Source organism: Streptomyces flaveus (genome assembly GCF_014647675.1).
Lineage (GTDB): Bacteria > Actinomycetota > Actinomycetes > Streptomycetales > Streptomycetaceae > Streptomyces > Streptomyces flaveus.
This window is the reverse complement of the sequence record NZ_BMPQ01000005.1, coordinates 56,049-80,240: the sequence shown is the minus strand read 5'-3', so window position 1 is coordinate 80,240 and position 24,192 is coordinate 56,049. Positions and strand designations below refer to the sequence as shown.

Sequence of the window (24,192 nt, the reverse complement as noted above, 5' to 3'; positions counted from 1 at the left end):
CAACATCGTGTCGTCTCAAAGGAGTCCGGAAATGGCCGCCTCTTCGCATTCCTTGATCCAAACCCTCCGCCACAACCTGGTGAACCCCGCCTCCCTCGGCTATCTGGCCCTCGTGGCCGCCGTCGGCGTCTGGGTCGGGGTGGACACACTCTTTGTCGAGCACGTGGACGCCAGTTTCGCGGCAGTCTGGCTCTTCGTCGTCACCGCCCCCACCTCGTTCCTGTTCTTGGCGCTTCCCGGCGCGCTGCCCTTCATCGGGGTCGCAGTCGGAGCCGTGACCCAGGCGTTCGCGCTCGGCGCCGCGTACCGCTGGTTCCAGGGGTGGTCCACGCAGCGCGCCGGCATCAGCAATGCCTGACGCGCCTTCGTCGACGGCGTCGGCGAAAGGTGTCAGGTGCCGGGCGGAACCTCTGGACGACTGGACGATGCGAGGGTCCGCCCGCGCGCTCGGTCGGTGGGTGGTTCGCCCGGAACGTGAACCCGGCGGCGGGGACACCACTGGTACGTCCTCCGCACGGACGATCAATCCCGCGGTCAGCAGGGGCAGTTCATCCGAACCAGCGGTCAGAATCAGCGGTCTACGCTCCCGTCATGACGATCACGTACGAGTGGCGGGGCGACTTCGACAACGCAGCCGTCAATGCGCTGCATGCAGTGGGATTCGACCATCGGACCTCGGTTGTCGATTGGCTGGCCCGGGTGCGGGGTCACAGTATCGGCTGGGTCTGTGCACGCAAGGACGGTGATCTCGTCGGCTTCGTGAACGTCGCGTGGGACGGCGGCGTCCACGCGTTCATCCTGGACACCGTGGTCGCAGCGAACCACCGCCGCTCCGGGATCGGAGCCGGACTTGTCGCCGAGGCCGCCCGACAGGCCCGTACGGCCAAGTGCGCATGGCTGCACGTCGACTTCGAAGACGACCTGCAGCCGTTCTACTTCGACGCCTGCGGGTTCAAGCCGACGACCGCGGGCCTTCTCGCGCTCTGAGCCGACCTCGCCGCATTGCGCCTGCCTGACGTGACAGGGCCCCTGTCAGGCACGACAGGGGCCACTTGGTCGGGGGACGCGTGGAGCTCAGACGGGGAACTGCCCGCCCTTGACGGCGTCGACGAACGAGGACCAGCCGCCCGCCGGGAAGAGGAGGGCGGGGCCGTGGGGGTTCTTGGAGTCACGGACGGGGACGGTGGTGTGTCCGTCGGTCACTTCGAGGCAGTCGCCGTTGCTGCCTCCACTGTGGCTTGACTTGCGCCAGCCGGTCAGGGCGGACGCGTCGGGGATGGTGTGGCGATCACTGACCATGTTCGTATTCCTCTGCTGCCGCCCTGACGAGGGCTAGTGAATCCTTGTGCGACTCCGCGTCGCTCAGAGCCAGATCGTAGGCCGACTGGCAGCTGCTCACCACGGCCGGGTCTTCCATCAGATGCCCGGTGCGCAGCCTGGTATGCCCCGGTTCTGATGGAGTCGGGTTGCTGGACAATTGACGATCCAGCAGCCTTCGGAGGCCGTGATGCCCCGCAGCTATCCGCCCGAGTTCCGCCGCAAGGTCCTCGATCTCGTCGCATCCGGAAGGAAGGTCGCCGAGGTTGCCCGGCTCCTCGGTATCAGCGACCAGACGATCTATGTCTGGCGTCGCCAACACCTCATCGATACGGGGCAGTTGCCCGGTACGAACAGCAGCGACCAGTCCGAACTCGCTGCGGCCCGCAAGCGTATCGCCGAGCTGGAGACCGAGTTGGCCATCCACCGCCGGGCCGCGGAGCTGCTGGGTGAGGTGACGTCCCCAAAAGGCGGTTCGAGGCCATCCGCGTGATGGCCCGTGAGCACCTGCCGGTGCAGCCGGCCTGCCGGGTGCTGCATGTCGCGGAGTCCGGGTACTACGCCTGGCGGGACCGTCCGCCGTCGAACCGGCTGGTCAAGCACGTCTGGCTGACCGAGGCCATCGTGGGTATCCACACTGCCTCCCGCGGTACCTACGGCTCCCGCCGGGTGCACGCCGAACTCGGCCTGGGACTGAGCATCCATGTCAGCCACGGCACCGTGGAGCTGCTGATGCAGCGCGCCGGCCTGCACGGCCTGCCCGGCAACCGGCGCCCCCGCGCCAGGCACGTGACCCCGTCGGTTGCCGACCTGGTGGAGCGGAACTTCACCCGTCATGCCCGGGACCAGTTATGGGTCACCGACATCACCGAGCACCCCACCTTTGAGGGCAAGGTGTACTGCGCGGTCGTCCTGGACACGTTCTCGCGGCGCGTGGTGGGCTGGTCGATCGATGCCTCGCCCACTGCGGCGCTGACCACCAACGCCCTGGCCATGGCCATCGGCAACCGCTCCCCGCGGCCGGGTGGCACCATCATCCACTCCGATCACGGAGTGCAGTTCGGGTCCTGGGCGTTCACCCAGCGCGCGAGGGCCTCCGGCCTGCTGCCCTCGATGGGCTCCATCGGAGACTGCGTGGACAACGCGATGATGGAGTCCTTCTGGGCCCGGGTCCAGGTCGAACTGCTCAACCGCAGACGGTGGCGGACGCGTCTGGAGCTGTCCACCGCGCTCTTCGAGTACCTGGAAATCTTCCATAACCGACAGCGCAGACACTCCGCCCTGGGCATGCTCACCCCGGTGGAGTACGAACTCCGCACCCCGCCAGTAGCCTGAAACCAAGCAACTCGACTCCACCCCACTCGGGACAGTCCGGGGACTCCACAAATCTCAGTACAGCTCAATGCGGTTGGCGGCTGTCCGGCTGGCGGACGTGGGACGGCTGGACGAGGCGCTGTCCTGGTTCGAGCGCGCCGCCGAAGCTGGCGATACCGAAGCCCTGCGGATCGCGGCCGAACAACTGACGAAAGCCGGACGGCTGGACGAGGCAGAGAATCTACGTCGCTACGGCCGGGAGCCCGACAGAATGATCGCCCACGTCTGGACCCCATAGACAACTGTGCCATTCGTGTCCTGTCGCAGCGCATCTGTCAGATAGCGAGCCGTTGGCCTGCTGAGATGCCAGGTCGTTTGAGAAGGCGGAGGCCGGGGTTCTCGAACGACCTGGCTTTCGCGGAAGGCGCGATCTCGATAGAGGCGGAACCTCCGGTAGAGGGAGTCCTGGGTTCCGAGGGCGGTGTAGATCCGTGCGAATCGTCGGCTACCGCCCGCGGAGTGGAGGAGTGCCGCCACCTGCGCGGTGTCGGCCCGCGGGCTCAGGCGAGGGCGGCGACCAGCAGGGTGAAGGCGGCGACGATGACGGCGACGCGGACGTAGTGGAAGCGTTCCCAGCGGTTCATCTGCTGCTTCCAGTCGGCGGGCCGGTTCTCGGGGGTCCACGTCTTGTTCCGGTTGTTGATCGGGACGAGCAGCAGGAGCGACATGACCACGCTGAGGAGCAGCAGCGCGCCGGCGGTGACGACGAGGCCGGTGCCGTCGTGGTGCCATCCGGCGATGGCCCAGACCGCGACGAGGGCGAGCGAGCCGATGTACCAGACCGGCATGACGGCGCCGAGCATCCGGCTCCCGTGGCTTCGGCCGCGCTGACCGGCGTCGTCGGGGAGGCCGTTGAGGATCGGGTTGATGACGAAGGCGACGGAGAACTCCACCCCCACCATCACGCCGACAACCACGGTGGTGAAGACCTCGAGTGCGTTGAGCATGATGACCCCTCCCAGGATCTAGCGCCGCTAGATGATGAGGCAACGCTAATACTGCTGCCGCTCGATTGTCTAGCGATGCTAGGGTCGAATCATGTCGGTACAGGAACGCAAACGACGCGAACGGGCGGCCCGCGAGCGCCTCATCGTGGCCACGGCCCGCGAACTCGCCGAGCAGCAGGGCTGGGACGCGGTCACCACCCGCCGGCTCGCCGAGCGCATCGAGTACAGCCAGCCCGTCCTCTACAGCCACTTCCGCGGCAAACGCGAGATCATCGGCGCCGTCGCCCTCCAGGGCGCCACAGAGATGGCCGCGGCGGTGCGCGCCGCGACCGCCGCCGCAGACGGCCCGCGCGAGCGGGTGCACGCCCTGGCTCGCGCCTACCTCGACTTCGCCGCACGCAACCCGGCGGTCTACGACGCCATCTTCCAGCTCGACGGCGGTCTCCCGTACGCACAGGAGGACACCCCGGAACCTCTCAAGGACGCTTTCGCCGCGCTGCTGGAGACTCTCGGCGAGGTCGCCGGGGACGGCGTCGACCCGGGGCTGTTCACCGAGACGTTCTGGGCGTCCCTGCACGGGCTGGCGACCCTGACCCGGGCGGGACGGCTGCCGCCGGCGGACGCCGAGCGCAGGGTGGAACTGCTGGTGGACCGGCTCTCCATGGTCTGACACACCGTCCGAACGGACGGGCAGCCGGGGTCTTCCGGCCCGGCTGTCGGCCTACGGCTGCGAGGTCAGCCCCACCCCCCTCCGGTCATGATCCAGGAACATGGCCCGGTCCCGCTCCAGCCACGACTCGAACCCCACCAGCGACTCAGTTGCCGCCCAGTACCAGCCCGAGAAACACGGCTGTCCGCGGTACGGCGTGAACCGCCGCACCGGAAGCGCCGACTCGAACCGAACCCGGGAAAACCGCCTCCAGCACGGACTTCCGCAGGCCGCCGCCCTCACCCTCGGCTCCGTGTACCTGCCGAAAACGACCGTGACAGGTACCGCGAGAACCGGACCAGGAAATGAGATCAAACCTCACGTACGGGGCAAACGTCGTCGCTCGGCGCGCGACGCAATGAGAATCCGACAGTACGAACGAGAAGCGGTGAGAATCCGACAGGCTCAGTGCGACAGGACAGGCGAGGTCGATGCCGTCTCGTCGGCGCAGACTCGGAGTGACAACAAGCCTGCCTCTGTGACAACTAACGTGCTTCGGCTCAACAGCAAAGTCAGCTTTAGCTTCACGCAGGCTTTGGCGCAAAACTAAAGCTGACTTTGAGTTTTCTGTCAGCGACGCCGCCGACGGCTTCACGAGGCATCGCCCCGGGCGGCGGCGCGCTGGCCGAACGCCGGCGCAAACCTCCGGGCGCCTGGTCGGTGGTGGTGTTCAGGGGCGTGACGGGGTGTCATATGCGCTCGGGCGGTGGGCGCGGCAGTGCTCGTGCCCTGTGCGCTCGCACGTTCAGGTGATCACCGGGGATCGCTCTGTCGGACGTACGCCGGCACGCCTATCCAGGACGTATGGATGAACTCCGCACCGCAGCCAGTCCCCATCGTCCGTTCTCCCGGCGGCAGTTCACGGCCGTGGCCGGTACCGCCGCGACCGTGACGGCGCTCGGTCCGGCTGCGGCGGGTGAGGCCGTCGCCGCGCCCGCCCAACCTCAACACGCGCCCGCCGAGCCTCAACAGGCACCCTGCCCTCCGAGATCCACCGCCGACTGGGCCACCTGTCTCGAGGTCGCCCGCGCGCTGCTGGTCGTCGACGACGACAACCGGCCGCTGGTGCCGACGTACAAGAAGATCCTCGGCTCCGGTCTGCCCCGCCCGAAGACCAAGGGCGCCAAGAAGATCCTGGTGATCGGTGCGGGCCCGGCCGGGCTTGTGGCGGCCTGGCTGCTCAAACAGGCCGGGCACGACGTCACGCTGCTGGAGGCCAACGGCAACCGTGTCGGCGGCCGTATCAAGACCTTCCGCACCGGCGGGCACGAGCAGGCGACGCAGCCGTTCGCCGATGCGCGGCAGTACGCCGAGGCCGGCGCCATGCGCATCCCCGGCAGCCATCCGCTGGTGATGAGCCTGATCGACCAACTCGGCCTCGAGAAGCGGCGGTTCCACCTCGTGGACGTCGACGGCGAGGGCAAGCCCGTCAACCACGCCTGGCTGCACGTCAACGGCATCCGCGTACGCCGTTCTGAGTACGCGAAAGCGCCGCGCAGGGTCAACCGGTCCTTCGGGGTGCCGCGCAAGTACTGGGACACGCCCTCCAGCAGGATCCTGCGCGACGCCCTCGACCCCGTACGCGACGAGTTCAGCACGGCCGGTCCTGACGGCGAGCGCGTCGACAAGCCCATGCCCGAGCGGGTGCGCGGCTGGGCGCGGGTGATCCAGCGGTACGGCGACTGGTCCATGTACCGGTTCCTGACCGAGCGGGCAGGCCTCGACGAGCGCACCATCGACCTCGTCGGCACCCTGGAGAACCTGACCTCACGGCTGCCCCTGTCCTTTATCCACAGCTTCATCAGCCAGTCGCTGATCAGCCCGGACACCGAGTTCTGGGAGCTGGTCGGCGGCACGGCGACACTCCCGGACGCGTTGCTGCGGGAGGTGGGTGACCTGCTGCGCCTCGACCGGCGCGCGACGCACATCGAGTACTGGGATCCGGACCGGCACGACGACCAGTCGCAGGTCCGCCCCGGTGGCCCGCACGTATGGATCGACACGGTGTCCGAGGGGCGGGACGGCAAGGTCGTACGGGAGGAGTTCACCGGCGACCTCGCGATCGTCACCGTGCCGTTCTCCGGGCTGCGGCAGGTGCAGGTCAGGCCGCTGATGTCGTACGGAAAACGCCGTGCCGTCGCCGAGCTGCACTACGACAGCGCGACCAAGGTGCTGCTCGAATTCGCCCGCCGCTGGTGGGAGTTCGACGAAGGTGACTGGAAGCGGGAGCTCGATGCCGTACGCCCCGGGCTGTACGACGACTACCGCCGCGGTAAGGCGCCCGCCGACGGGAGTCTGCTGGGCGCGCACCCCTCCGTCTCGTCTGGACACATCAGCGAGGCGCAGCGGGCCTACTACGCGGCCAACCGCTGGGCCGGTCGCGACCAGCCCGAGGCGGCGCACATCATCGGCGGCGGCTCCGTCTCCGACAACTCCAACCGCTTCATGATCAACCCCTCCCACCCGGTCCCCGGCAGCAAGGGAGGCGTCGTCCTCGCCTCCTACAACTGGGCCGACGACGCCTCCCGCTGGGACTCCCTCGACGACGACGCCCGCTATCCGCATGCGCTGCGCGGGCTTCAGCAGGTGTACGGCCAGCGCCTCGAGGTCTTCTACACGGGCGCGGGTCGCACCCAGAGCTGGCTCCGCGACCCGTACGCGTACGGCGAGGCGTCCGTCCTCCTCCCCGGCCAGCACACCGAACTCCTCGCCGCCATCCGCGCCCCCGAGGGGCCGCTCCACTTCGCCGGCGACCACACCTCGGTCAAGCCGTCGTGGATCGAGGGGGCGCTGGAGTCGGGCGTACGGGCGGCGCTCGAGGTGCACATGGCCTGACGGTTCCGTTTCTCGCGGCTCAGCGGAGGCGCATCAGGCCCGGCGGCGCGTCAGGATCGCTGCCGGGCCTGAGACCACCTCACCTCCATAATCTTCAAGAAACCTTCGCATTCGCGTATCCATCCGTAACCGCCGCAATCCGGAATTGATGGAGCCGTTTTGCTCGTCCGTGCCCTCGCCGATACGGACCGTCGCCCCTAAACTGCGCCGTTCCGGCCCGAAAAAGTGGCCTGTGCGCACGTTTGGCATATGCCCTGGCTCGTCGTTTCGCAGGGAGAACCCCCATGATCACCCTGACCATCCCAGCCATGATCACCTTTGGAGTGTTTCTGATCGCGATGGTCATGATCGGGGTGATGACCCACGGGGAGACCAGCACCTTCGAAGACTTCACCGTCGGCGGACGCCGGCTCACCGCCCCGGTGGCCGCCCTGTCCGCCGGAGCCAGCGACATGTCCGGCTGGCTGTTCCTGGGCCTCCCCGGAGCCGTGTACATGACCGGGATCGGGGCGACCTGGATCGCCGTGGGCCTGATCGTCGGTACGTATCTGAACTGGCGGCTCGTCGCGCCCCGCCTGCGCACCTACACCGAGCAGGCCGGAAACTCCGTGACCCTGTCCTCGTACCTGGAGGAACGTTTCGAGGACCGTAGCCACGTGCTCCGCTCGCTCTCGGCCGTCGTCACGGTCGTGTTCTTCACCGTCTACGTCGCCAGCGGGCTGATCGCCGGCGGCCTCCTCTTCAACGAGATCTTCGGCGCCGACTTCGAGACCGGGCTCACCATCTTCGCCGTGGTGATCGTCGTCTACACCATCCTCGGCGGCTTCACAGCCCTGAGCATCACGCACTCCATCCAGGGCACGCTGATGTTCCTCGCGGCGATAGCCCTCCCCTTGGTCGCCCTCTGGAAGGTCGGCGGCCCCGGCGCACTGCACGACGCGGTCACCGACGCGAGCCCGGCCCTGCTCGACCCGGCCGCCGAGGCATCGTTCGCGGACAACGTATGGACGGCCGGCGGCCCGCTCGGCACCGTAGCGATGATCTCCCTCCTCGCCTGGGGCCTCGGCTACTTCGGCCAGCCCCACATCCTGAGCCGCTTCATGAGCATCCGCAGCACCCGTGACATACCGCGGGCCCGCCGACTTGGGGTGAGCTGGGCGGCCGTCGTACTGGCGGGCGCCTCGTTCATCGGCCTCGCCGGGATCGCCGTACTCCCCGACCCGCTCGACAACCCCGAGACGGTCTTCATCGAACTGGCCACCCTGCTGGTCAACCCCTGGATCGCCGGAATCCTGCTGGTGGCGGTGCTGGCTGCGATCAAGTCCACGGTGGACAGCCAACTGCTGGTCTCGGCCACGTCCCTCACCGAGGACTTCTACCGGGCGTTCGTCAACCGCCGGGCCTCCGACACCTCGCTGCTGCTCGTCGGACGGCTGAGCGTGGTGGCCGTGGCGGTCGTCGCGTACGTGATCGCCCTGAGCGGCGGCGCCGTACTCGACATCGTCGCGTACGCCTGGGCCGGCTTCGGCGCGGCCTTCGGCCCGGTGGTCCTCCTGTCGCTGTACTGGCCGGGCATGACGGCGGCCGGAGCGAAGGCCGGCATGGTGACCGGCGCGCTGACGGTCTTCCTGTGGGACGACATCGACCCGCTCCTCGGCCCGCTTCAGACGGGCATCTACGAGATGGTGCCCGGGGTGCTGGCCGCCACGGCTGCGGCGCTGGTCTTCGGAACGTACGTCGGCCGTCCTCCGGCGCGCACCTGGAAGGGCACGATGGAGCACGCGACGCCTATATCGCGGGCGGGGCAGCGGGAGACGGTGACGGCTTACGACACGGCGGGGGGTTACGGTCCGGCGGGTGGGTACGGCGCGGCGGGCGGTTACGGTCCGGCGGGCGGTTACGGCACGGCGGAGGGCTATGGTCCGGCGGGCGGTTACGGGTCGGCGGGTGGCTATGGCGCGGGGGCGTACGGGGAGCCGGGTTACGACGCACCGGACTACGGTCCTTCCCAGGGGCCGCCGCAGCATCAGGACTGGTGGCGCTCGTAGCGGTTTGCGCTGATTCGGGAACCGGCTTGGCGGAGGGCGCAGTCCATACCGATATCGGACTTTTACGGCTCGGAGCGCACTTGGGGGAGAGCGCCGATGAAGCTCACATGGTCGTTACTCGGTGAGGCCTTGTTGGTCCTGTACTGCGCGGCGTTTATCGCGTGCATCGTGCTGGTCATGCTGGGGGGCCTGCTGCACGGGCTGGGGGTCGTCGACATCCCCTGGATGTCGGAACCGGAGCAGCCGTCCAGCGGCGTCGATCCTGGTGGGTACAACCAGGCACCCAACCATGTGCCCAACCGCCCGGGCCCGCCCGCCGGGGCCGGGGGCGCGCGCGGTCGCTGAGGGCCACGCACCTGACGTGGGGTCGTTTTCCGGCCACGGCGACCGAACGCGTCGTGTCGGCCGGGTGGCAGACGCGGCGTAGCCGTCGCCTCCGGTGAGGAGGCGACGGCTTTCGGAAAGCCTGGGCTCAGGGCAGCAGGTCTTCGCCCGTGTCCTCGTAGTCCATCTCCTCGCCCTCGGGGTTGAAGGGGTCCTCGCCGATCAGGGCGAAGATGAGGTACGCGCCGTAAGGCATGCCTTCGGCGTCCTTCGAGTCCACGAAACCCCGGTTGCCTTCCTCGTCGACCTCGAACTTCGCCGCGTCCATCCCCAGTCGCTCGATGAGCGGCTTCACCGAGGCGCGCAGCCGGTCCGGCACGTCTCCTGCTCCCGTGAGAGGGGAAACGACAAGCATGTTGGCTACGAAGCCTCGGCGCAGACCGTCCGGGCTTGCTTCCTCGAACTCCAATGCGCGAGGGCGGAGTTCGGCGACCAGGGGCAGCCAGGCGTGCAGCGCTGCCTCGGCGGTGGTCACCTCTTCCAGGTTGAAGCGGACGCGGAAAACCACGTCGTCAGGGGAGAACCGCATTGGTGGGTCACGTATCCCTTTCTTCGACGGGTGTGGGGAAAGCGAACCGCCCCGGTTTCGTGAACTGGGCGGATTCCGGGCTTCCGGCAGCGGCAACTGTGCTGCCGCCGCTGCCGGAGACGTCCCTGCAGTCCTCAGGCCGAGGCCGCGTCAGCGCATCCAGTCCGGTGACTCGACGTCCCCGAACTTGTTCCAGGCAAGGCAGTAGGCCCGCGACTCGGGGCCCACGTCGTCCCAGACCGCCCGGAGATCGAAGCCGTTGTCCCAGGCGTTGAGGAGCGCTTCGAAGAAGCCTGTGGCGACCGCTGTGCCGTCGTACTCGCTGCCGGACGTCATGACCTCTTCCAGGATCCGGAACACCTGCCGGGTCTGCTCGGGGGTCAGCTCGGCCGACCGCTCGGCGGTCACAGTCCCGAGATCCCCCAGGCGTACGGTGAGCGGAGGGACGTCGTCCTCGGCCTCCTCGGCGGGTGGCTCGTCGGAGTCGGCTCCGGAGCCTCCCTGCCAGGCCGCGATACGGGCACGGTCCTCGGCGGCCAGCACGTCACTGACTTCGAGTAGTTCCCTGAACCAGTCGGGGGTCGACATCACAGTCCCTTCCACGCGTTCTGTACGCATCAATCGAATCCAGCGGGATACAGCACACGTTGAGCCAAGGCCGCCCCTGTGTTGTACGGCAAAAAGGGTCAGTCGGTGTCGGTGGCTGCCAGCACCGCGATCTCCTGGCGGCCGGGGCGCAGGGCTGCGACAGCGAGGTCCCAGGCCACCTCGTGGAACCAGTCGGACGTGGTGGCGATACGGAACCACTCTGCCTGCTCGACCAGTTCCGCCACGCGGGCGAGCGGCGCGTCCGCCGGGGCGCCGGTCAGGCCGCGAAGGGAGCGCCAGGTGGCGAGCCTTCCGTACGCGCCGTACACGCCGAACCCGTAGGCCGAGGAGCGCACCGCCGCGGAAAGCAGGACCCGTAGCACCGAGTCGGAGGTCGACGCATACAGCTGGGCCGTGGACTCCCCTTCAAGCCAGGGTGTCAGCGGAAGACGCTCGAAGACGGCCGCGAAGTCGTCCGGCGCGACCGGGTCCGGCGACCAGAACTCCTGCGCTGCGACCAATCCGTTGGATTCGGAGCACCAGTGCCGTACCGCGGCGCCCATGACCTCGGCCACGGCATCGGTCGAGATCTCCGTCATGTCGATGTCCGCGGTGCGCTGCCGCATCGGCGGTGAGGCGTGGAGTTCGGGATCGTCGAACACGGCCAAGGGTGTTGGAGGCACGAACCAGGTCCAGGTGTCGTCCGCGTTCGGCGGCCTGCGCAGGCCGCGCTCCGCCGGAAGCAGGCTCAGTGGCAGCGCCGCGAGGGGGTGGCCCTCGTCGACGAGTTCACCGGCGAAGGAACAGAGGGTCGGGTATTCCTCCACGCGCCCGGAGGTAAGCACCAGTTCGTGGAGAAGACATGCCGCGAATTCCCGGGAATGGACCGAGTCCGCCTCCTCGGCGAACACCAACTCCACGATGTCCTCGATCCAGTGGCCATCGGCGACGAGGGCAGCCAGCCACCGCTCGGCCCGCAGGCGCCCGGAAGCCACGGTTCCCAGATAGGCCGGTAAGCGCAGCAGCGTACGCAGGCTGTCGCGCCCCGCATGAGCCGCCAGCGCATGCAGAATGCGGTCCAGGATCTGTCCGTGCTGCGACGGGACGTCCTTCCCGGCGGCGGCCCAGGCGGCGATCTCCTCACCGAGGCCACCGACCCAGGCGAACCGACCCGCGGAAACCTCGCGGTCGATCGCCGTTCCGACGAACATCGTGTACGCCGCGTCGGCGGTGGCAAGAGTTGCTGCCGTGGCATGGCCCGGGGCTTCCTTGTTGATCAGAGGCGAACCGTATCCGCAGACACGACAGACGCTCTCCTCCTCGGGGCCGGGTGGCGGCTCGAATCCCTGTTCCGTCGACATCGTCATCTCTCACTTCGTACGGGTCCCGGTTCCTGCGCCCAGCGTTCACGCTGTCCCGGGGCTCGCAGACAGTCCTGCGGAGTGGGCCAGATATCCGTTCTGAAGCTGCGCGGATTACTCGGGCTCCTCGGCGCGGGCCGGTTCATGGTCTTCGGAACACCGTCGGCATCGTACGAGACGAGAGTGTTGGTGCTCATCTCATATACGACGTAGCCCGCCGAGTCGCCGTTGTTGTGCACGCGGTCTCAGACCCGGTAGCCCGCTGGAGGCGTCGGCGAGTCGGCCACCGAGCGGTATCTGTGGACGAGATCGACGTACTGCTTTGCCGAGGTCAGCTCCGAGAACTCCGCCTTGTGATTGGCCCAGTGCTTCGCCGCGTCCACACCTCGGCTCGGCAGGGCGCATTCTTGTCCCTCTCGTCAGCAGGAATACGCGGTGCCCCGCCGGCACCGCCGAGGCCGACGACCGATTCGGCGCGAAGGTGTCCGCCGTCAACACGTCGCCGAACGCGTCGTGCCAGTCTCCGGCCCCATGCCTGGCCCGGCGCTTCGATGTAACGGTGGGTCAGTGCGCACAGCGGCAACAGCACGGCGAAGAACGTCACTTCGAGTACGAGACTGTCCCGCCGCCACCGGCCGATCGTGCCGTCGCTCACCGCCAGCAGCACCGGATGCACCAGGTAGACGGAGTAGCTGATGGTTCCCAGCCATGTCAGCCGGCGCGGGATCCGCCGGCGGCGCAACGCCAGTCCGATGCCGAAGGTGAGCACGGCCAGCAGAAACGCCGCGATCCAGCCGCGCCGGGTGAAAAGGGCCCCGTCGCCGTGCCCATACGCACTCCCGACGGCACAGGCCACCACCACGGCGGCCGTGCAGACCGCGTACTGCCAAGTGCTCTGGCCGTGCTCGGCCCGGTAGACGGCGGTGCCGAGGAACATGACGGCGAGGATGACCAGGCCTTCCCACAGGGGAACCGTGCCGTTGAGAGGGACCAGGACGAGGGCCAGTACGCCCCCCAACACGCCTCCGAATACGCGAAGTTGGGGTGAGCTGGCGCTCGCGCAGCAGATGGCGACCACCATGGTGATGGAGGCGAGCGCGACCAGCGGGCCGGTGCCGAGCGCGCCGGAGAGGGCGGCGGCCGGGAGCGTTGCCCCTGCTGTCACGCTCACGGCGGCGAGCCCCGCCAGGGTGACGGCGACCGCTGCCGAGCGCTGGTGCCGGCGGACCGTGAAGAGGGCGACGGCCAGCAGGTAGAAGGCCATCTCGTACGAGAGCGTCCACAGGACGAGGAGGAGATTGGGCGTCCCCAGCAGTTCCTGGAGCTGGGTGATGTGGGCGGCGGCGATCGTGGCGACGCTCTGTCCGCCGAAGTCGGTACGGCTCTCCGCGATGCCGATCAGGTTGAGGGCGAGGAACGTGATGACCATGGCTGCCCACAGCGGGTAGATGCGGAAGGCCCGTCCTATCCAGAACGTCCGGACGCAGCCCCGGCGTTCGAGCGAGGCGGGGATGATGTAGCCGCTCACCAGGAAGAACACCATGATGCCGTACCGGCTGGTGTTGAACTCCGGCATCAGCTCGCGCCGGAACTCTGGCATGTAGGAGTAGGCGGAGTGGTCGAAGACCACGACGAGGGCGGCGAGGCCGCGTAGGGCGTCCAGCCAGGCCGAGCGGGGCGGGTTGGGCGATGCGTTGACATTGGGTGATTGATTAGAAGCGGAGGGTGATGATTCTGGGCGTGGCGGAGCGGAGGGGAGAGGTTCCACGTAGATGCGCCTCGGCTAATGCGTCGGCGAGTTGCCGGGCGGGGTGGGCTTCACAGGAGCGCAGGGCTCGACCTCGTGGCGCGAGATCTCGTTCAGGGGCACCGGCCTGGGGCTGTTCTCGAGGACCAACTCTTGGCCCCGATGCAGGGTGACTGACCAGGCGCGGAGGGGTACGGCGACGCCCTCCGCGGTAATCGCCTTGAGATCAAGGACTTCAGGGGTGCCCCATGACCCGGACTCACAGACCACATCCACCTGAATGCCCAACGGGCGCATCCGCTGTGCGAGTTCGTGCTGGGTCTCGATGCCGATGTGCGGGTCCTTGATGGTGACCGTGACGCTCCCGTCGCCGTGGGGTTCCACCGCGTACGCCTTCGAGTCGGCCGCCGAACCAGGTACGAACACAACGGCGAGCCCAGCCAGCGCACACGCCGTCGCGACAACGGCGATCCGGCGCGAGGTGAACGAGCGGCGCGCGGAGGGGTTCGGCTCGGGCTCGCGGAGCTTGATCTCCCGCTTCAGCTCGCCGAGCAGCCGGTCCTCGAAAGTCGGCCTCGTACTCATGCCTCTCCCCTGATGACGTACAGCAGCGATGCGTCCGGCATCTCCACGGCCCTGGACTCCGCCTCAACCTTGGAATTCGCCGCGACCTCGAAGTCCCCCTCAGGCCTGGCCTTGGCGTCCGCCTCCCCCCGCAGCGCCTTCCGCGCCCGATGCAGTCGCACCCGAGCCGTGACCTGGCGGATCCCCAGCGCGGCAGCGGCCTCCGTGACCGTGAGCTGGTCCACCGCGATCAGCTCCATGACGGCCCGCTCACCCTCGGGAAGCCTCGCGAGGGCGGCCAGTACGCGCCGCCCCGGGCTCTCCGCGTCGAGCTTGTCCTCGATGCGGGCGATGTCGTCGGCCTCCAGCAGGCGTCTGCCGGATAAGCGGAGATCGCGTTCGGCCTCGCGGGCCACGCGGCGGCGCTCCGACGAGACGATGTTGCGGGCGATGCCGTACAGCCAGGCCGTCTCGCTGCCCAGGCGCGGGCGGTAGGTGTGGGCCGAGTCGAGAACGGCGAGGAAGATCTCGGCCGTCAGGTCCGCCGCGGTGTGCGGGTCGTCGACGCGCCGGGCCACGAAACGCAGCACCGCGTCCACATGGCGCCGGTAGAACGCTTCGAAGAGCTCCGGGTCACGTGCCGCCGCGGCGGGCCCACCCCGTATCCGTTCCGCGCCATCCACTCGGCGGCTCCTTCTCCTCGGGCGTTCGGACGTACTCCGGGCTTGCTTCCTACGGCACTTCACCTGTTCTTGGTCCGAGGCGCGGAAAGCGTTACAGACGCTGCGTGACGTTCGCAGCCTTCGCGGCCTTCGTGGCGTCGGGCGCGTAACCAAGTCGACCGCGCGTGGCGACCAGCAAGATGAGGGCCGCGGTGGTGGAGCTGAGCAGGAAGGCGTGTGTCGTGTCGTCGGAGGACAGTGTGGGGAACATGTCCGACCAGGCGATGGAGATGTAGTTGTTGACGCCGCAGTGCAGCAGCATGACCAGTGGCATGCTCCCGCCGGAGCGGTTGAACACCCAGGTCATGACGAAGCTGAGGGCGATCGCCGAGCCGACGAACTTCAGCGGCTCGGTGGCGTTCACGTCCGGCCAGCCGCCCCAGTCGCTCAGGAACAGCGGCAGGTGCCAGACACCCCAGAGGACACCGACGATGAGGGTGGCGATCACAGGGCCGTAGCGGCGCTGCATACGCGGCATGGCGAACTCGCGCCAGCCGGGCTCCTCGGCGAGACCGGTCGTGATCATCTGCAGGAGCAGGCCGGGCAGGAACGCGGCCAGCACCACGGCGGACGGCATCTCGGGACCGCGGTCGGCCAGTGCGACCGAGCTCAGGGTCAGCGCGGCGGGCACCGAGACGAGCACCACGGCGTACCAGCGCCAGCTGACCTTGAACTTGGTCATCCGGCGGCGCCAGGCCCGCAGCCCCGGGCGTCCCTCGGTGACCCCGATCACCAGCAGGGCCGAGGTGATCGGGCCGAGGTAGGCGCCGGGCAGAACGCCGAGCAGTTGGGAGCTGCCGCCGGCCCCGGGGAAGGCGAAGTGCCAGACGCCCAGGCCGTTCTCGGACAGTACGTACGGTGTCCACGCCGCCCAACTCAACAGGAACGCCAGCGAGAAGAACCAGGTCAGGGGGCTGCGGCGGATGCTGCCCCGCAGGCTGCCGCGGCCCTCCTCCGGGCCGGTGGGTGCCGGTCGGGTGTCGATGGTGACGGGTATGACGCGTGCTCGGGAACTCACCGTGGTGTCCCTTCGGAGACGGCTGATGTGACGTGTTCAGCACACCAACCACGGCTCCGGAGATCATTGCCGCGCACGCCCCAACCGCGGGTACAGCAGGCTGTACCCGGAGGGTGGCGTCCGAAGGACCTGAGGGAGAGCAGAATCAGATTTCGACGGATGTGGGGACAGCGCCTTACCCGACCGGCTCCGTTTCCTCCCTGATCAGGTAGCGGTCCCAGATCTCCGCACTGCGGTAGGGACCGCAGCCCTCACTGTCGACTTGGGGCTCGTCGAAGCGGACCCAATAGACGAGCTCGCCTTCCCGCGCTGACGCGTGGTCCACCGGGAACGGCGGACGCAGATCGTCCACCGTTCCACAGAACTCCACCGGCCACGGTCCGGCCCAAGCCGGGTCCTGGATGACACGGATACGTGTGCCCGCCGGCCAGGCGTTCTCCGGACGCTCGAGATTCATTTCGTCCTCCCTCAGAGGCCGTCGTTCACGTTCAGTGTCAACGTTGCTTGACATTTGTAGATCGTACCGTCAGGTCCGCGACAGACGAGCAGGTCCCGGTCGAGGTAGCGCGGCAACTCCTCCAGCGAGCCCGGCAGGCGAGCGCCGAAACTTCGGCGCTCGCCTCGTACTGCGTGTCAGTTCACGTACTGCACGTCAGCGGTCCACGGGAAGCCGGCTGTCCACCATGGGTAGGCCGGCCGAGAAGATGAGTACGACGACTCAGGCCTGGTCGGCGCCCGTCCGCGACGATGAAGATCAACATTGTCGAGACCGGGAGCACGCTCATGCTCAGCCGCATCGCCGACATCCTGGTGCCCACCGTCGGCCGCCTGTCGGTGACCGCCGACCCCGGCGCCGAACTCGCGCCGGGCAGCATCATCGCCGCCAACCACACTTCCCTCGCCGACCCCGCCATCGTGGTCGCCGCACTGCGCAGCCTCGGCGCCGAGCCGGTCATCATGGCGGCCGCAGGACTGTGGCGCGTCCCGCTGCTGGGGCGCGCTCTCGCCCGCGAAGGACACATTCCCGTCTTCCGCGGAGACCAGCGCGCCTCGGCCGCGCTGGACCTTGCGGCAGGAGCCCTGGAGCAGGGACGGCTGGTCCTCATCTACGCCGAGGGGGGCCTGCCCCGCCGCAAGGACGCTGCGGAAGCGGCACCCGGCACCTTCCACAGCGGCCTGGCCCGGCTCGCCGAGCGCACCGGCGCCCCCGTCGTACCCGTGGGCCAGGCCGGTGCCCGCCGAGTCACCTCGGGCAGCGCCGTCAAGCAGCTCGCCGGCCTCGTCACAGCCCCTCTGCGCCGGCCGGAGCTGCACGTGCACGTGGGCGCACCGCTGGAGCTGACCGGCGACCGCATCGCAGGGACGGCACGGGCCCGTACCGCGGTGACCACCGCATGGCGGAGGGCCGCCTCTCATCTGGGCGAGCCCGCCGCACTTGCCGCATAGGCCCTACCGCCCGCCCCGTCCACCCGCCCGGCTGCCCACCGGCCTGCCTCAACTCGTCCGGCCGGGACCACACTTGACAGTTCGGGCCGACGACGGCTGAGGCTCCGGCCGTGACCGTGGCCGTCGTCGAGGCCCGGCCCGCGAACCTGCTGGTCTGGACCACCGGCCGGGCGGCACGTCCCGATCCGGTGACCCTTCCGCCCTGGCTGTGACCGTCCGCTCGTAAACGCGCGGGAGCGGTCCGGTCACCGACGGCTGTACGCCTCGTCAGAGGCCGAACTCCTGGGCGGACAGCCCGAGTACCGAGCACGCCTCACGCAGGACCTGCTCCTCGGGGGGCGAGATGTACCCGTCCGCACCCGCCACGACGAAGCCGGTCTGTACGACCGCCCTGGCCTCCGTCGGCTTCTTCGCGGCCTTGGCGATCTCCTGCAGGACTTCGGTCTTGCCCTGCTGGAAGTTGAACGCGAGCTGGTCGACATGCTTGTTGAAGCGCTGGCGCAGCTGCTCGGGCGGGAAGTTCTGGAGGACGTCGTTCTGGACGATCAGCCCTTCCACATGCTGCCGCTCGGCCGGGTCGACGCTCCCGTCGGCTGCGGCGACCAGGGCACACATGGCCATGCTGGCGTCCCGGTACGAGCCGCTCTTCAACTCCGTCTTGAGGGAGGTGAGCTGGGACTTGAGCATGCTCACCATCTGGGCCTTCGATCCCCCGGAAGATCGGGAGGACCGGGAGCCACTATGCCCGTGTCCACCGGAGCCCCTCGACCCCTGCGCCTGCTGCAGACCCTTGGCCTGGTCCTTGATCTTGTCCCACATCGCCATCCGTGCCACCTCGGCCTAAGCCCATGTCGTCTGTCACTACGGTCGTCCGCGTGCGTTCCGCACGTCCTTATCGCCAACTCCCCCCAACCCACCGAAGTTCCATGGCAACGGCGGCACCGCGAGATGGCGGGCCAAAAGGAAAGGCAAGGAGGGTCACCCACTCCTTGCCACTCTCAACGTATAGCGCAGTGGGGGGCTTGCGACAAGGCCCCCGTCGTACCGCAGAATTACCCGGCCAAGGCCAGGACCTGCGGAAATGGGGGACAATGATGATCGACGTGATCGTTGCCGGCGGCGGACCGACCGGCTTGATGCTCGCCGCCGAGTTGCGGCTGCACGGCGTGCACGTGGTCGTGCTGGAGAAGGAGCCGGAGCCGACCCCGGTGGTCCGCGCGCTCGGCCTGCACGTGCGCAGCATCGAGGTGATGGACCAGCGAGGTCTGCTGGAGCGCTTCCTCGCGCTCGGCAAGCAGTACCCGGTCGGTGGTTTCTTCGCCGGCATCCCCAAGCCGTCGCCGGACCGGCTGGACACCTCACATGCGTACGTCCTCGGCATCCCGCAGCCCGTCACCGAACGCCTGCTGGCCGAGCGCGCCACCGAGCTCGGCGCCGAGCTCCGGCGCGGCTGCGAACTGGTCGGGCTGAGCCAGGACGAGGACGGCGTGACCGCCGAACTCGCCGATCGCACGCAACTGCGCTCGCGCTACCTCGTCGGCTGCGACGGCGGCCGCAGCACGGTGCGCAAGCTGCTCGGCGTCGGCTTCCCCGGCGAGCCCGCCAGGGCCGAGACACTGCTGGGCGAGATGGAGGTGACCGAGGCCCCGGAGACGATCGCCTCCATCGTCGCGGAAGTCCGAGAGACCGAGAAGCGGTTCGGTCTCGGGCCCCTCGGGAACGGGGCGTACCGAGTCGTCGTACCCGCCGAGAAAATGGCCGAGGACCGTACGGTCCCGCCGACCCTCGAGGAGTTCAGGCAACAGCTACGGGTGTACGCCGGCACCGATTTCGGCGTGCACTCACCGCGCTGGCTGTCCCGTTTCGGCGACGGCACCCGGCTGGCCGAGCGCTACCGGACCGGCCGCGTGTTGCTGGCCGGCGACGCGGCGCACATCCACCCGCCGCTGGGCGGACAGGGCCTCAACCTCGGCATCCAGGACGCGTTCAACCTCGGCTGGAAACTGGCCGCCGAGGTGAGCGGCTGGGCCCCGGAGGGGCTGCTGGACAGCTACCACGCCGAACGGCACCCGGTGGCCGCCGACGTACTGGACAACACCCGCGCACAGACGGTGCTGGTGTCCACCGATCCGGGCTCCCAGTCAGTACGCCGACTGCTGTCGGAACTGATGGACTTCGAGGACGTGAACCGGTACCTGACCGAGAAGATCACCGCGATCTCGGTCCGCTACGACTTCGGCGCGGGCCACGAACTGCTCGGCCGACGCCTGCGAGACATCAAGCTGAAGAAGGGCCGCCTCTACGAGCGGATGCACGACGGCCGCGGCCTGCTGCTCGACCGGACCGGTCGGCTCTCGGTCACCGGATGGGCCGACCGGATCGACCACGTCATCGACGTCAGCGAGGAACCCGACACGCTCGACACGAAGGACGTGCCCGCGGTGCTGCTGCGCCCGGACGGCCACGTGGCGTGGGTCGGCGAGGACCAGCAGGAACTGCTCAGCCACCTGCCGAAGTGGTTCGGCGCTGCCGTCAGTTGATCGGGAGCTGTGCCCGTTGCCGCCGGTCGGGCGGTCGGCGGTCGGGTGGATGGGGCTGGCTGCTGCGGGGTGGTCGCACTATGGCATTCTCAATGCCATAGTGGGGTTCATGGATGAGGACACGGACTTCCCGCCTGGCGACGGTCCCAGTAGTGGCATCTCCGTCACGTTGACCGCCGGCACCCTGCACGCGATCCGTGAGCGGGTCGGCAAGCGAGGTGTGTCGGCGTATCTGGAGAAGGCGGCCCAGCGGCAGATCGAGCGGGAGAACCTTGACGAGTTGATCGCGGGCTTCGAGGAGGTCCACGGGCCCGCCGACCCGGAGGCCGTGGCGGCGAAGCGGGCCCGGCTCACCGGGGGCGCCCCCGGAGCGGGAGCCGCTGCGTGAGCGGTGCCCTGGTCCTGGACAGCGAGGGACTGGCGAAGGCTGTGCAGCGGGATCGGGAGGTGCAGGAGTGGCTGACGGCGGCCCGTGAAGCGGACCTCCCGGTCGTCACCTCGGCCGCGGTGCTGGTCGAGGTGATCCATCCGAGGATCAACGACGCCGCGTTGCGGTGGACGCTCTCGCTTCTGCGCGTGGAGCCGGTGACCCAGGCTCTGGCCCAGTCCGCCGCCGCTCTGCTGCGCGAAGCCGGGTTGCATGGCCACAAGTACGCCATCGACGCCATGCTGTGCGCGACCGCGCTGCAGCATCCGGGCCGGGTGACGATCCTGACCTCCGACGTCGAGGACATCGGCCTGCTTGCCGCCGAGCATCCGCGAGTGAAGGCCGAGAAGGTCTGATCTCGTTCTCGCGCTCTCAGCTTGGGAAGCTCGGGTTCTTTGGCGGCAGTTTCTGTATTGACCTGCGGCTGAGCGGTGTCGAAACTCGGGGCGCACGCGTGGCCAGTTCCCGCTGTTCCCCGTGGTTCTCCGCACGATCTGGCACGCGTATGGCACGCGGCTTAGTGTGGCTCTGGTGGCCTGGGGGCATCCTTGTCGATCAGTCCGTTGATGAACTCGACTGCGAACCGGTGCGATTCGAGTGATACGTCCGCGGGTTCGCCGGCGTACCAGCGGAAGGTGCCCAGTTCTCGTTCGGCGGAGTTCAACCAGTGGGCCAAACGGTGAAGTTGCCCATCGCTGAGCCTGATCGCGGCCTGGTGAATCCACGCCTCATCTGGCCCGGCGTAGGTCTCCAGAGCCATGACGGCCAGCTCTACCTGGCCCGGCTCAAAGACGGACTGGCAGAGGCCGCGGGTGTCAGGAGAGACCGGCATACGCCGAGGATGCGGCGTCCAGGGCTGTAGGGCAACGGAGAGTCGTCGCCGACCATCGCAACCCGGACTGTGACACGTGACCTCTTCGTCCCGAAGCAACTCCTCAGGGCCCTCGACCATGGGCCAGGGTGCCCCGCACCTGCTGCCATGGTCCGCTGGTGTGCGCCCATGTCCATCGCTGTACGCAGGCGTTGTCACGCAGTTGGACACTCAGGGGCTGTTGCAACGCGTCGTCGCTGTTGTCCGGGGAATTGGCAGCCGTCATGGTGATGCCTATGCCTGGACAGAGGAAGAGGAATCGGCAAGTACGCGAGGAACGCCAGCGAGCCTCCGCGGCCCTGGCGGCCGGATGGCGCTGGGAAGTCATCTGCGAAACGGAGGACTCCGACCAGCTCCGGGCGAGGCTGCGCAGCCTCCAAGAGGAACGACCTGGTACCGATCCCTCCCGAGTGCGAATCGACACACTGTGCGGGCGGCTGAAGCACCCGACTACCTACCGGTTGAGCGTGCTTGTGCCCCAAGGGACGAGTGAGTGAGCGTCAGGGACCCGCAGACAGTGGGGCTCGATGACCGAGTCAGGCTCGGCGCAACGGGGTATCGGAGCACCAGTTTGGAAGATCGCGTAACCAGGCTGGGCCTGACCTGAGAAGACGCTGACCTGTGCGTTCCCAGAACGCTCGCCGACGGTCCCCGTTGTTCCCCGTCATTCGCCGTCCGATCGGGCACGCAGGGGGCATGTGCGCGGCCAGTCCGGGGTACGGGCGGGGTCCGCTTACCTGTCAGGTCATCGACCCCAATGCGTCGGCATGCCATGCTCCCGGCGTACGGAGCTCGACCGACCGGAAGGACGCCATGCCCGCCTATGCCATAGCTCACCTGCAAGAGGCCGCTCCGCACCCGGAGATCGTTGAGTACGTCGAGCGCATCCCCGCCACCTTCGAACCGTACGGCGGACGCTTCCTCGTGCACGCCACGCAGCACGAGGTGAAGGAGGGCAACTGGCCCGGGCATGTCGTGTTGATTGGCTTCCCCGGGATCGCCGAGGCGCGGGCTTGGTGGGACTCACCCGCATACCAGGAGATCGCACCGCTGCGCTCGCGGCACATCGAGGGCGACATCATCCTGGTCGAAGGCGTCCCGGAGGGCTACGACCCGACTGCCACCGCAAAGGCGATGCGAGAGGCCCTGCCTGCCGAGTAGCCCTCGGGCTCGGCCGGGCCCAGCGGCAGACGACGAACTGAGGTCGGCGGAGTCTCAATGGTCGAGTCAATCCGCTTGAGTAATCTTGAAAACCGTCGTGGCAGCGATGTCACCGTGGGTTCAAATTCCACACCCACCGCAGGTGAACGGCCCCTGACCAGAAGACATGGTCAGGGGCCGTTGTGCTGCTCGGGGCCCACTTGCCACCGTGGTTCCCCGCACGATCGGGCACGGATGAGGCACGGGCACCTTCGGCAGGTCCCTATAGCTGATCTCGCCACCACGGGACGTCGGGTGAATAGGCACGGACGACTTTGGCTCGTCTGAGGATCTTGGAGTCGAGATCCCAGACAAGCGTGCGTAGCTCTCGTGCCGACTTCTTGGGCAAGGCATGCATGATCGCTTCAAGGTGATCGCGGGAGTAGCCCGGATCACAGCCGCACTCAGGGATGCCACACCTGGTGGAAGTGAAGGGATCAGCCATCCTCTTCAGCGGGCCGTGTGCCAAAGCGGCCCAATGCCAAAAGGCTTTGGCTGTGCCGCCTGGCCAGAAACGCCTGTTTTCAAGCCTGCGGATGTGGGCTACGCATGCCCCGGACAGCCTGTTGATCGGCGGATACGAGTAGCGGAAGTAGTGGTTGGAGATGCGTACGGGAAGGTCGTCCCGTACAGCAGATGGGCGCCTACGCGGCATTGCCCTTTCGGTTGTCAGTCATGGTGGCAAGGTACCGCCGACTGCGCGGACGATCTAGAGCCTGAACATGATCTTCGAGACTCGCCCCATGGTGGCTGCCTAGAGTCGCGGAGCCGACCGCCCTAGCCAACAGCGGGCTTCCTTTTCGGCGGAGGTGCCACACGGGAGCACCGTACGCGTTCACTCCCCAGACGTGGGCGTTGACCAGTATCTGATCATCCGCGCGGTACAGAGAGTTGTAGAGCGTGGTTCCATGCGTCCGCACTTCGATGTTGGGCGTACCGATCAGCGAGCTGTAGTGCATCAGGGCCAGTCGGCAACGAGACTCGATGCCGTGGCCGAACCGCTCCTCCTGGCCCCGCGCCTGGACGTTCTCGCTTTCGGCGTCGCCCACCGCGACGCGGACGGCGCAGCCTTCGGCCGCTCGCTCATGCAGCAGATGGTTCAGCCGCGGATACGCCTCATGGAGGAAGACAGCGGCGTACACCAGCACGTCGATCCGCTCGCGGGCCTGCGTAATCATGTCTACGAACGTGGATACGGGGATGTCCGCCCGCTGCTCGTAGAGCGCAACCAGTTCAGGGCTGATGGCGCGGGCGGGACGGGCCTGTCGAAGCGCCGGTCAGAGTGCGTGCACGTCTTCTCCCAGGGCTTCCGCCGCCTGCAAGGCTGTGGCACGACGCGGCGTACCGAAGTGGGCGACCGCCCTGGTGAGGGCTCTGCTGGTCCTGACGAACCGCGAAGTCTCCCGGTGACCGACGATCTTCGCCGAAGCGTGACGGGCGCCGACGGTGCCGGGCCGCCGCCTGCCGCCGAGGGGGGCGTTTCCCGGACGCCATCCTGTACGTGAACCGGACCGGGATCTCCTGGCGTCACCTCCTGCTCGACCACCCGAACAGCGGCTCGCGGC

The 24,192-nt window shown here is 68.1% G+C and carries 24 protein-coding genes and 2 pseudogenes; 13 read left to right on the top strand and 13 right to left on the bottom strand.

All coding sequences use genetic code 11. The annotated features are described in order from the left end of the window. Window positions 1-31 precede the first annotated feature (31 nt). Together IEZ21_RS12295 and IEZ21_RS12290 are read left to right on the top strand one after the other, a co-directional pair. On the top strand, window positions 32-358 hold the full coding sequence (locus IEZ21_RS12295; RefSeq protein WP_189321922.1) for an SCO4225 family membrane protein: 327 nt from the start codon (window positions 32-34) through the stop codon (window positions 356-358). Window positions 359-591: 233 nt separating this feature from the next. Further along, window positions 592-987, top strand: coding sequence for a GNAT family N-acetyltransferase (locus IEZ21_RS12290; protein ID WP_189321921.1), 396 nt, complete (start codon window positions 592-594; stop codon window positions 985-987). Window positions 988-1,074: 87 nt separating this feature from the next. On the opposite strand, the gene IEZ21_RS12285 is transcribed toward IEZ21_RS12290, so the two are convergent. Further along, window positions 1,075-1,299 (bottom strand): DUF397 domain-containing protein, encoded by a 225-nt coding sequence (locus tag IEZ21_RS12285; RefSeq protein WP_189321920.1) that lies wholly within the window; start codon window positions 1,297-1,299, stop codon window positions 1,075-1,077. Window positions 1,300-1,507: 208 nt separating this feature from the next. On the opposite strand from IEZ21_RS12285, the pseudogene IEZ21_RS12280 reads away from it, so the two are divergent. Then, window positions 1,508-2,652 (top strand): annotated as a pseudogene (locus IEZ21_RS12280) (IS3 family transposase). 97 nt (window positions 2,653-2,749) lie between these two features. Continuing rightward, window positions 2,750-2,929: a hypothetical protein gene (locus IEZ21_RS12275; protein ID WP_189321919.1), complete on the top strand. Its 180-nt coding sequence runs from the start codon at window positions 2,750-2,752 to the stop codon at window positions 2,927-2,929. A 262-nt stretch (window positions 2,930-3,191) separates the two neighbouring features. Here the strand turns inward: IEZ21_RS12275 and IEZ21_RS12270 are convergent, their stop codons facing one another. Then, window positions 3,192-3,638: an anthrone oxygenase family protein gene (locus IEZ21_RS12270; RefSeq protein ID WP_189321918.1), complete on the bottom strand. Its 447-nt coding sequence runs from the start codon at window positions 3,636-3,638 to the stop codon at window positions 3,192-3,194. Between the two features lie 91 nt (window positions 3,639-3,729). Here IEZ21_RS12270 and IEZ21_RS12265 point away from each other — a divergent pair, with 91 nt between their 5' ends. From IEZ21_RS12265 to IEZ21_RS12250, 4 genes are all read left to right on the top strand, one after another. Continuing rightward, window positions 3,730-4,308 (top strand): TetR/AcrR family transcriptional regulator, encoded by a 579-nt coding sequence (locus IEZ21_RS12265; protein ID WP_189321917.1) that lies wholly within the window; start codon window positions 3,730-3,732, stop codon window positions 4,306-4,308. 843 nt (window positions 4,309-5,151) lie between these two features. After that, window positions 5,152-7,182, top strand: coding sequence for an L-glutamate oxidase LgoX (gene lgoX, locus IEZ21_RS12260; protein ID WP_189321916.1), 2,031 nt, complete (start codon window positions 5,152-5,154; stop codon window positions 7,180-7,182). Between the two features lie 284 nt (window positions 7,183-7,466). Then, window positions 7,467-9,230 (top strand): sodium/proline symporter PutP, encoded by a 1,764-nt coding sequence (putP, locus tag IEZ21_RS12255; protein WP_246567634.1) that lies wholly within the window; start codon window positions 7,467-7,469, stop codon window positions 9,228-9,230. A 96-nt stretch (window positions 9,231-9,326) separates the two neighbouring features. After that, window positions 9,327-9,575: a hypothetical protein gene (locus IEZ21_RS12250; protein ID WP_189321915.1), complete on the top strand. Its 249-nt coding sequence runs from the start codon at window positions 9,327-9,329 to the stop codon at window positions 9,573-9,575. A gap of 127 nt (window positions 9,576-9,702) precedes the next feature. Here the strand turns inward: IEZ21_RS12250 and IEZ21_RS12245 are convergent, their stop codons facing one another. The 8 genes from IEZ21_RS12245 to IEZ21_RS12210 all read right to left on the bottom strand — a co-directional run bounded on the left by IEZ21_RS12245 (window position 9,703) and on the right by IEZ21_RS12210 (window position 16,600). Further along, window positions 9,703-10,143 carry a hypothetical protein gene (locus IEZ21_RS12245; RefSeq protein ID WP_189321914.1) on the bottom strand — a complete coding sequence of 147 codons (441 nt, stop codon included), beginning with the start codon at window positions 10,141-10,143 and terminating at the stop codon, window positions 9,703-9,705. Between the two features lie 150 nt (window positions 10,144-10,293). Further along, a complete protein-coding gene (locus IEZ21_RS12240) occupies window positions 10,294-10,731 on the bottom strand; it encodes a DUF7674 family protein (RefSeq protein ID WP_189321913.1) in 438 nt (145 codons plus the stop codon). Between the two features lie 98 nt (window positions 10,732-10,829). Beyond that, the gene (locus tag IEZ21_RS12235) at window positions 10,830-12,098 is read right to left on the bottom strand and encodes a DUF6183 family protein (protein ID WP_189321912.1); all 1,269 of its coding nucleotides are present in this window, start codon (window positions 12,096-12,098) and stop codon (window positions 10,830-10,832) included. A gap of 325 nt (window positions 12,099-12,423) precedes the next feature. Then, window positions 12,424-13,755, bottom strand: a complete 1,332-nt coding sequence (locus IEZ21_RS12230; RefSeq protein WP_281399434.1) for an acyltransferase family protein — start codon at window positions 13,753-13,755, stop codon at window positions 12,424-12,426. A 120-nt stretch (window positions 13,756-13,875) separates the two neighbouring features. Further along, the gene (locus tag IEZ21_RS12225; protein ID WP_189321910.1) at window positions 13,876-14,424 is read right to left on the bottom strand and encodes a hypothetical protein; all 549 of its coding nucleotides are present in this window, start codon (window positions 14,422-14,424) and stop codon (window positions 13,876-13,878) included. Next, on the bottom strand, window positions 14,421-15,086 hold the full coding sequence (locus IEZ21_RS12220) for an RNA polymerase sigma factor (protein WP_189321909.1): 666 nt from the start codon (window positions 15,084-15,086) through the stop codon (window positions 14,421-14,423). The genes IEZ21_RS12225 and IEZ21_RS12220 overlap by 4 nt, the downstream gene beginning before the upstream one ends. Before the next feature lie 91 nt (window positions 15,087-15,177). Continuing rightward, complete coding sequence (locus tag IEZ21_RS12215; protein ID WP_189321908.1) at window positions 15,178-16,143, bottom strand: CPBP family intramembrane glutamic endopeptidase; 966 nt, start codon at window positions 16,141-16,143, stop codon at window positions 15,178-15,180. Between the two features lie 175 nt (window positions 16,144-16,318). Then, on the bottom strand, window positions 16,319-16,600 hold the full coding sequence (locus IEZ21_RS12210) for a ferrous iron transport protein A (protein WP_189321907.1): 282 nt from the start codon (window positions 16,598-16,600) through the stop codon (window positions 16,319-16,321). A gap of 326 nt (window positions 16,601-16,926) precedes the next feature. Here IEZ21_RS12210 and IEZ21_RS12205 point away from each other — a divergent pair, with 326 nt between their 5' ends. Continuing rightward, a complete protein-coding gene (locus IEZ21_RS12205) occupies window positions 16,927-17,589 on the top strand; it encodes a lysophospholipid acyltransferase family protein (protein WP_189322253.1) in 663 nt (220 codons plus the stop codon). A 267-nt stretch (window positions 17,590-17,856) separates the two neighbouring features. On the opposite strand, the gene IEZ21_RS12200 is transcribed toward IEZ21_RS12205, so the two are convergent. Next, window positions 17,857-18,414, bottom strand: coding sequence for a tellurite resistance TerB family protein (locus IEZ21_RS12200; RefSeq protein WP_189321906.1), 558 nt, complete (start codon window positions 18,412-18,414; stop codon window positions 17,857-17,859). 269 nt (window positions 18,415-18,683) lie between these two features. Here IEZ21_RS12200 and rox point away from each other — a divergent pair, with 269 nt between their 5' ends. From rox to IEZ21_RS12185, 3 genes are all read left to right on the top strand, one after another. Then, window positions 18,684-20,129, top strand: a complete 1,446-nt coding sequence (gene rox / locus IEZ21_RS12195; RefSeq protein WP_189322252.1) for a rifampin monooxygenase — start codon at window positions 18,684-18,686, stop codon at window positions 20,127-20,129. A gap of 109 nt (window positions 20,130-20,238) precedes the next feature. After that, window positions 20,239-20,517: a hypothetical protein gene (locus IEZ21_RS12190; RefSeq protein ID WP_189321905.1), complete on the top strand. Its 279-nt coding sequence runs from the start codon at window positions 20,239-20,241 to the stop codon at window positions 20,515-20,517. Next, window positions 20,514-20,912 carry a PIN domain-containing protein gene (locus tag IEZ21_RS12185; protein WP_189321904.1) on the top strand — a complete coding sequence of 133 codons (399 nt, stop codon included), beginning with the start codon at window positions 20,514-20,516 and terminating at the stop codon, window positions 20,910-20,912. Before IEZ21_RS12190 ends, IEZ21_RS12185 begins: the two co-directional genes overlap by 4 nt. Window positions 20,913-21,073: 161 nt before the next feature. On the opposite strand, the gene IEZ21_RS12180 is transcribed toward IEZ21_RS12185, so the two are convergent. Continuing rightward, a complete protein-coding gene (locus tag IEZ21_RS12180; protein WP_189321903.1) occupies window positions 21,074-21,388 on the bottom strand; it encodes a hypothetical protein in 315 nt (104 codons plus the stop codon). Window positions 21,389-22,240: 852 nt separating this feature from the next. Between IEZ21_RS12180 and IEZ21_RS12175 the strand changes: the two genes are divergently transcribed. Further along, window positions 22,241-22,588, top strand: coding sequence for a DUF1330 domain-containing protein (locus IEZ21_RS12175; RefSeq protein WP_189321902.1), 348 nt, complete (start codon window positions 22,241-22,243; stop codon window positions 22,586-22,588). An 839-nt stretch (window positions 22,589-23,427) separates the two neighbouring features. Here IEZ21_RS12175 and IEZ21_RS12170 read toward each other — a convergent pair. Beyond that, a pseudogene (locus IEZ21_RS12170) lies at window positions 23,428-24,045 on the bottom strand (hypothetical protein); the annotation flags it as partial. Window positions 24,046-24,192: the final 147 nt, after the last annotated feature.

What these genes read in the sequence shown, in the direction of transcription:
- IEZ21_RS12295 (WP_189321922.1), top strand. Translation starts at nt 32, where the DNA reads ATGGCCGCCTCTTCGCATTCCTTGATCCAAACCCTCCGCCACAACCTG.
- IEZ21_RS12290 (WP_189321921.1), top strand. Translation starts at nt 592, where the DNA reads ATGACGATCACGTACGAGTGGCGGGGCGACTTCGACAACGCAGCCGTC.
- IEZ21_RS12285 (WP_189321920.1), bottom strand. Translation starts at nt 1,299, where the DNA reads ATGGTCAGTGATCGCCACACCATCCCCGACGCGTCCGCCCTGACCGGC.
- IEZ21_RS12270 (WP_189321918.1), bottom strand. Translation starts at nt 3,638, where the DNA reads ATGCTCAACGCACTCGAGGTCTTCACCACCGTGGTTGTCGGCGTGATG.
- IEZ21_RS12265 (WP_189321917.1), top strand. Translation starts at nt 3,730, where the DNA reads ATGTCGGTACAGGAACGCAAACGACGCGAACGGGCGGCCCGCGAGCGC.
- lgoX (WP_189321916.1), top strand. Translation starts at nt 5,152, where the DNA reads ATGGATGAACTCCGCACCGCAGCCAGTCCCCATCGTCCGTTCTCCCGG.
- putP (WP_246567634.1), top strand. Translation starts at nt 7,467, where the DNA reads ATGATCACCCTGACCATCCCAGCCATGATCACCTTTGGAGTGTTTCTG.
- IEZ21_RS12250 (WP_189321915.1), top strand. Translation starts at nt 9,327, where the DNA reads ATGAAGCTCACATGGTCGTTACTCGGTGAGGCCTTGTTGGTCCTGTAC.
- IEZ21_RS12245 (WP_189321914.1), bottom strand. Translation starts at nt 10,143, where the DNA reads ATGCGGTTCTCCCCTGACGACGTGGTTTTCCGCGTCCGCTTCAACCTG.
- IEZ21_RS12240 (WP_189321913.1), bottom strand. Translation starts at nt 10,731, where the DNA reads ATGTCGACCCCCGACTGGTTCAGGGAACTACTCGAAGTCAGTGACGTG.
- IEZ21_RS12235 (WP_189321912.1), bottom strand. Translation starts at nt 12,098, where the DNA reads ATGACGATGTCGACGGAACAGGGATTCGAGCCGCCACCCGGCCCCGAG.
- IEZ21_RS12225 (WP_189321910.1), bottom strand. Translation starts at nt 14,424, where the DNA reads ATGAGTACGAGGCCGACTTTCGAGGACCGGCTGCTCGGCGAGCTGAAG.
- IEZ21_RS12210 (WP_189321907.1), bottom strand. Translation starts at nt 16,600, where the DNA reads ATGAATCTCGAGCGTCCGGAGAACGCCTGGCCGGCGGGCACACGTATC.
- IEZ21_RS12205 (WP_189322253.1), top strand. Translation starts at nt 16,927, where the DNA reads ATGCTCAGCCGCATCGCCGACATCCTGGTGCCCACCGTCGGCCGCCTG.
- IEZ21_RS12200 (WP_189321906.1), bottom strand. Translation starts at nt 18,414, where the DNA reads ATGGCGATGTGGGACAAGATCAAGGACCAGGCCAAGGGTCTGCAGCAG.
- rox (WP_189322252.1), top strand. Translation starts at nt 18,684, where the DNA reads ATGATCGACGTGATCGTTGCCGGCGGCGGACCGACCGGCTTGATGCTC.
- IEZ21_RS12190 (WP_189321905.1), top strand. Translation starts at nt 20,239, where the DNA reads ATGGATGAGGACACGGACTTCCCGCCTGGCGACGGTCCCAGTAGTGGC.
- IEZ21_RS12180 (WP_189321903.1), bottom strand. Translation starts at nt 21,388, where the DNA reads ATGCCGGTCTCTCCTGACACCCGCGGCCTCTGCCAGTCCGTCTTTGAG.
- IEZ21_RS12175 (WP_189321902.1), top strand. Translation starts at nt 22,241, where the DNA reads ATGCCCGCCTATGCCATAGCTCACCTGCAAGAGGCCGCTCCGCACCCG.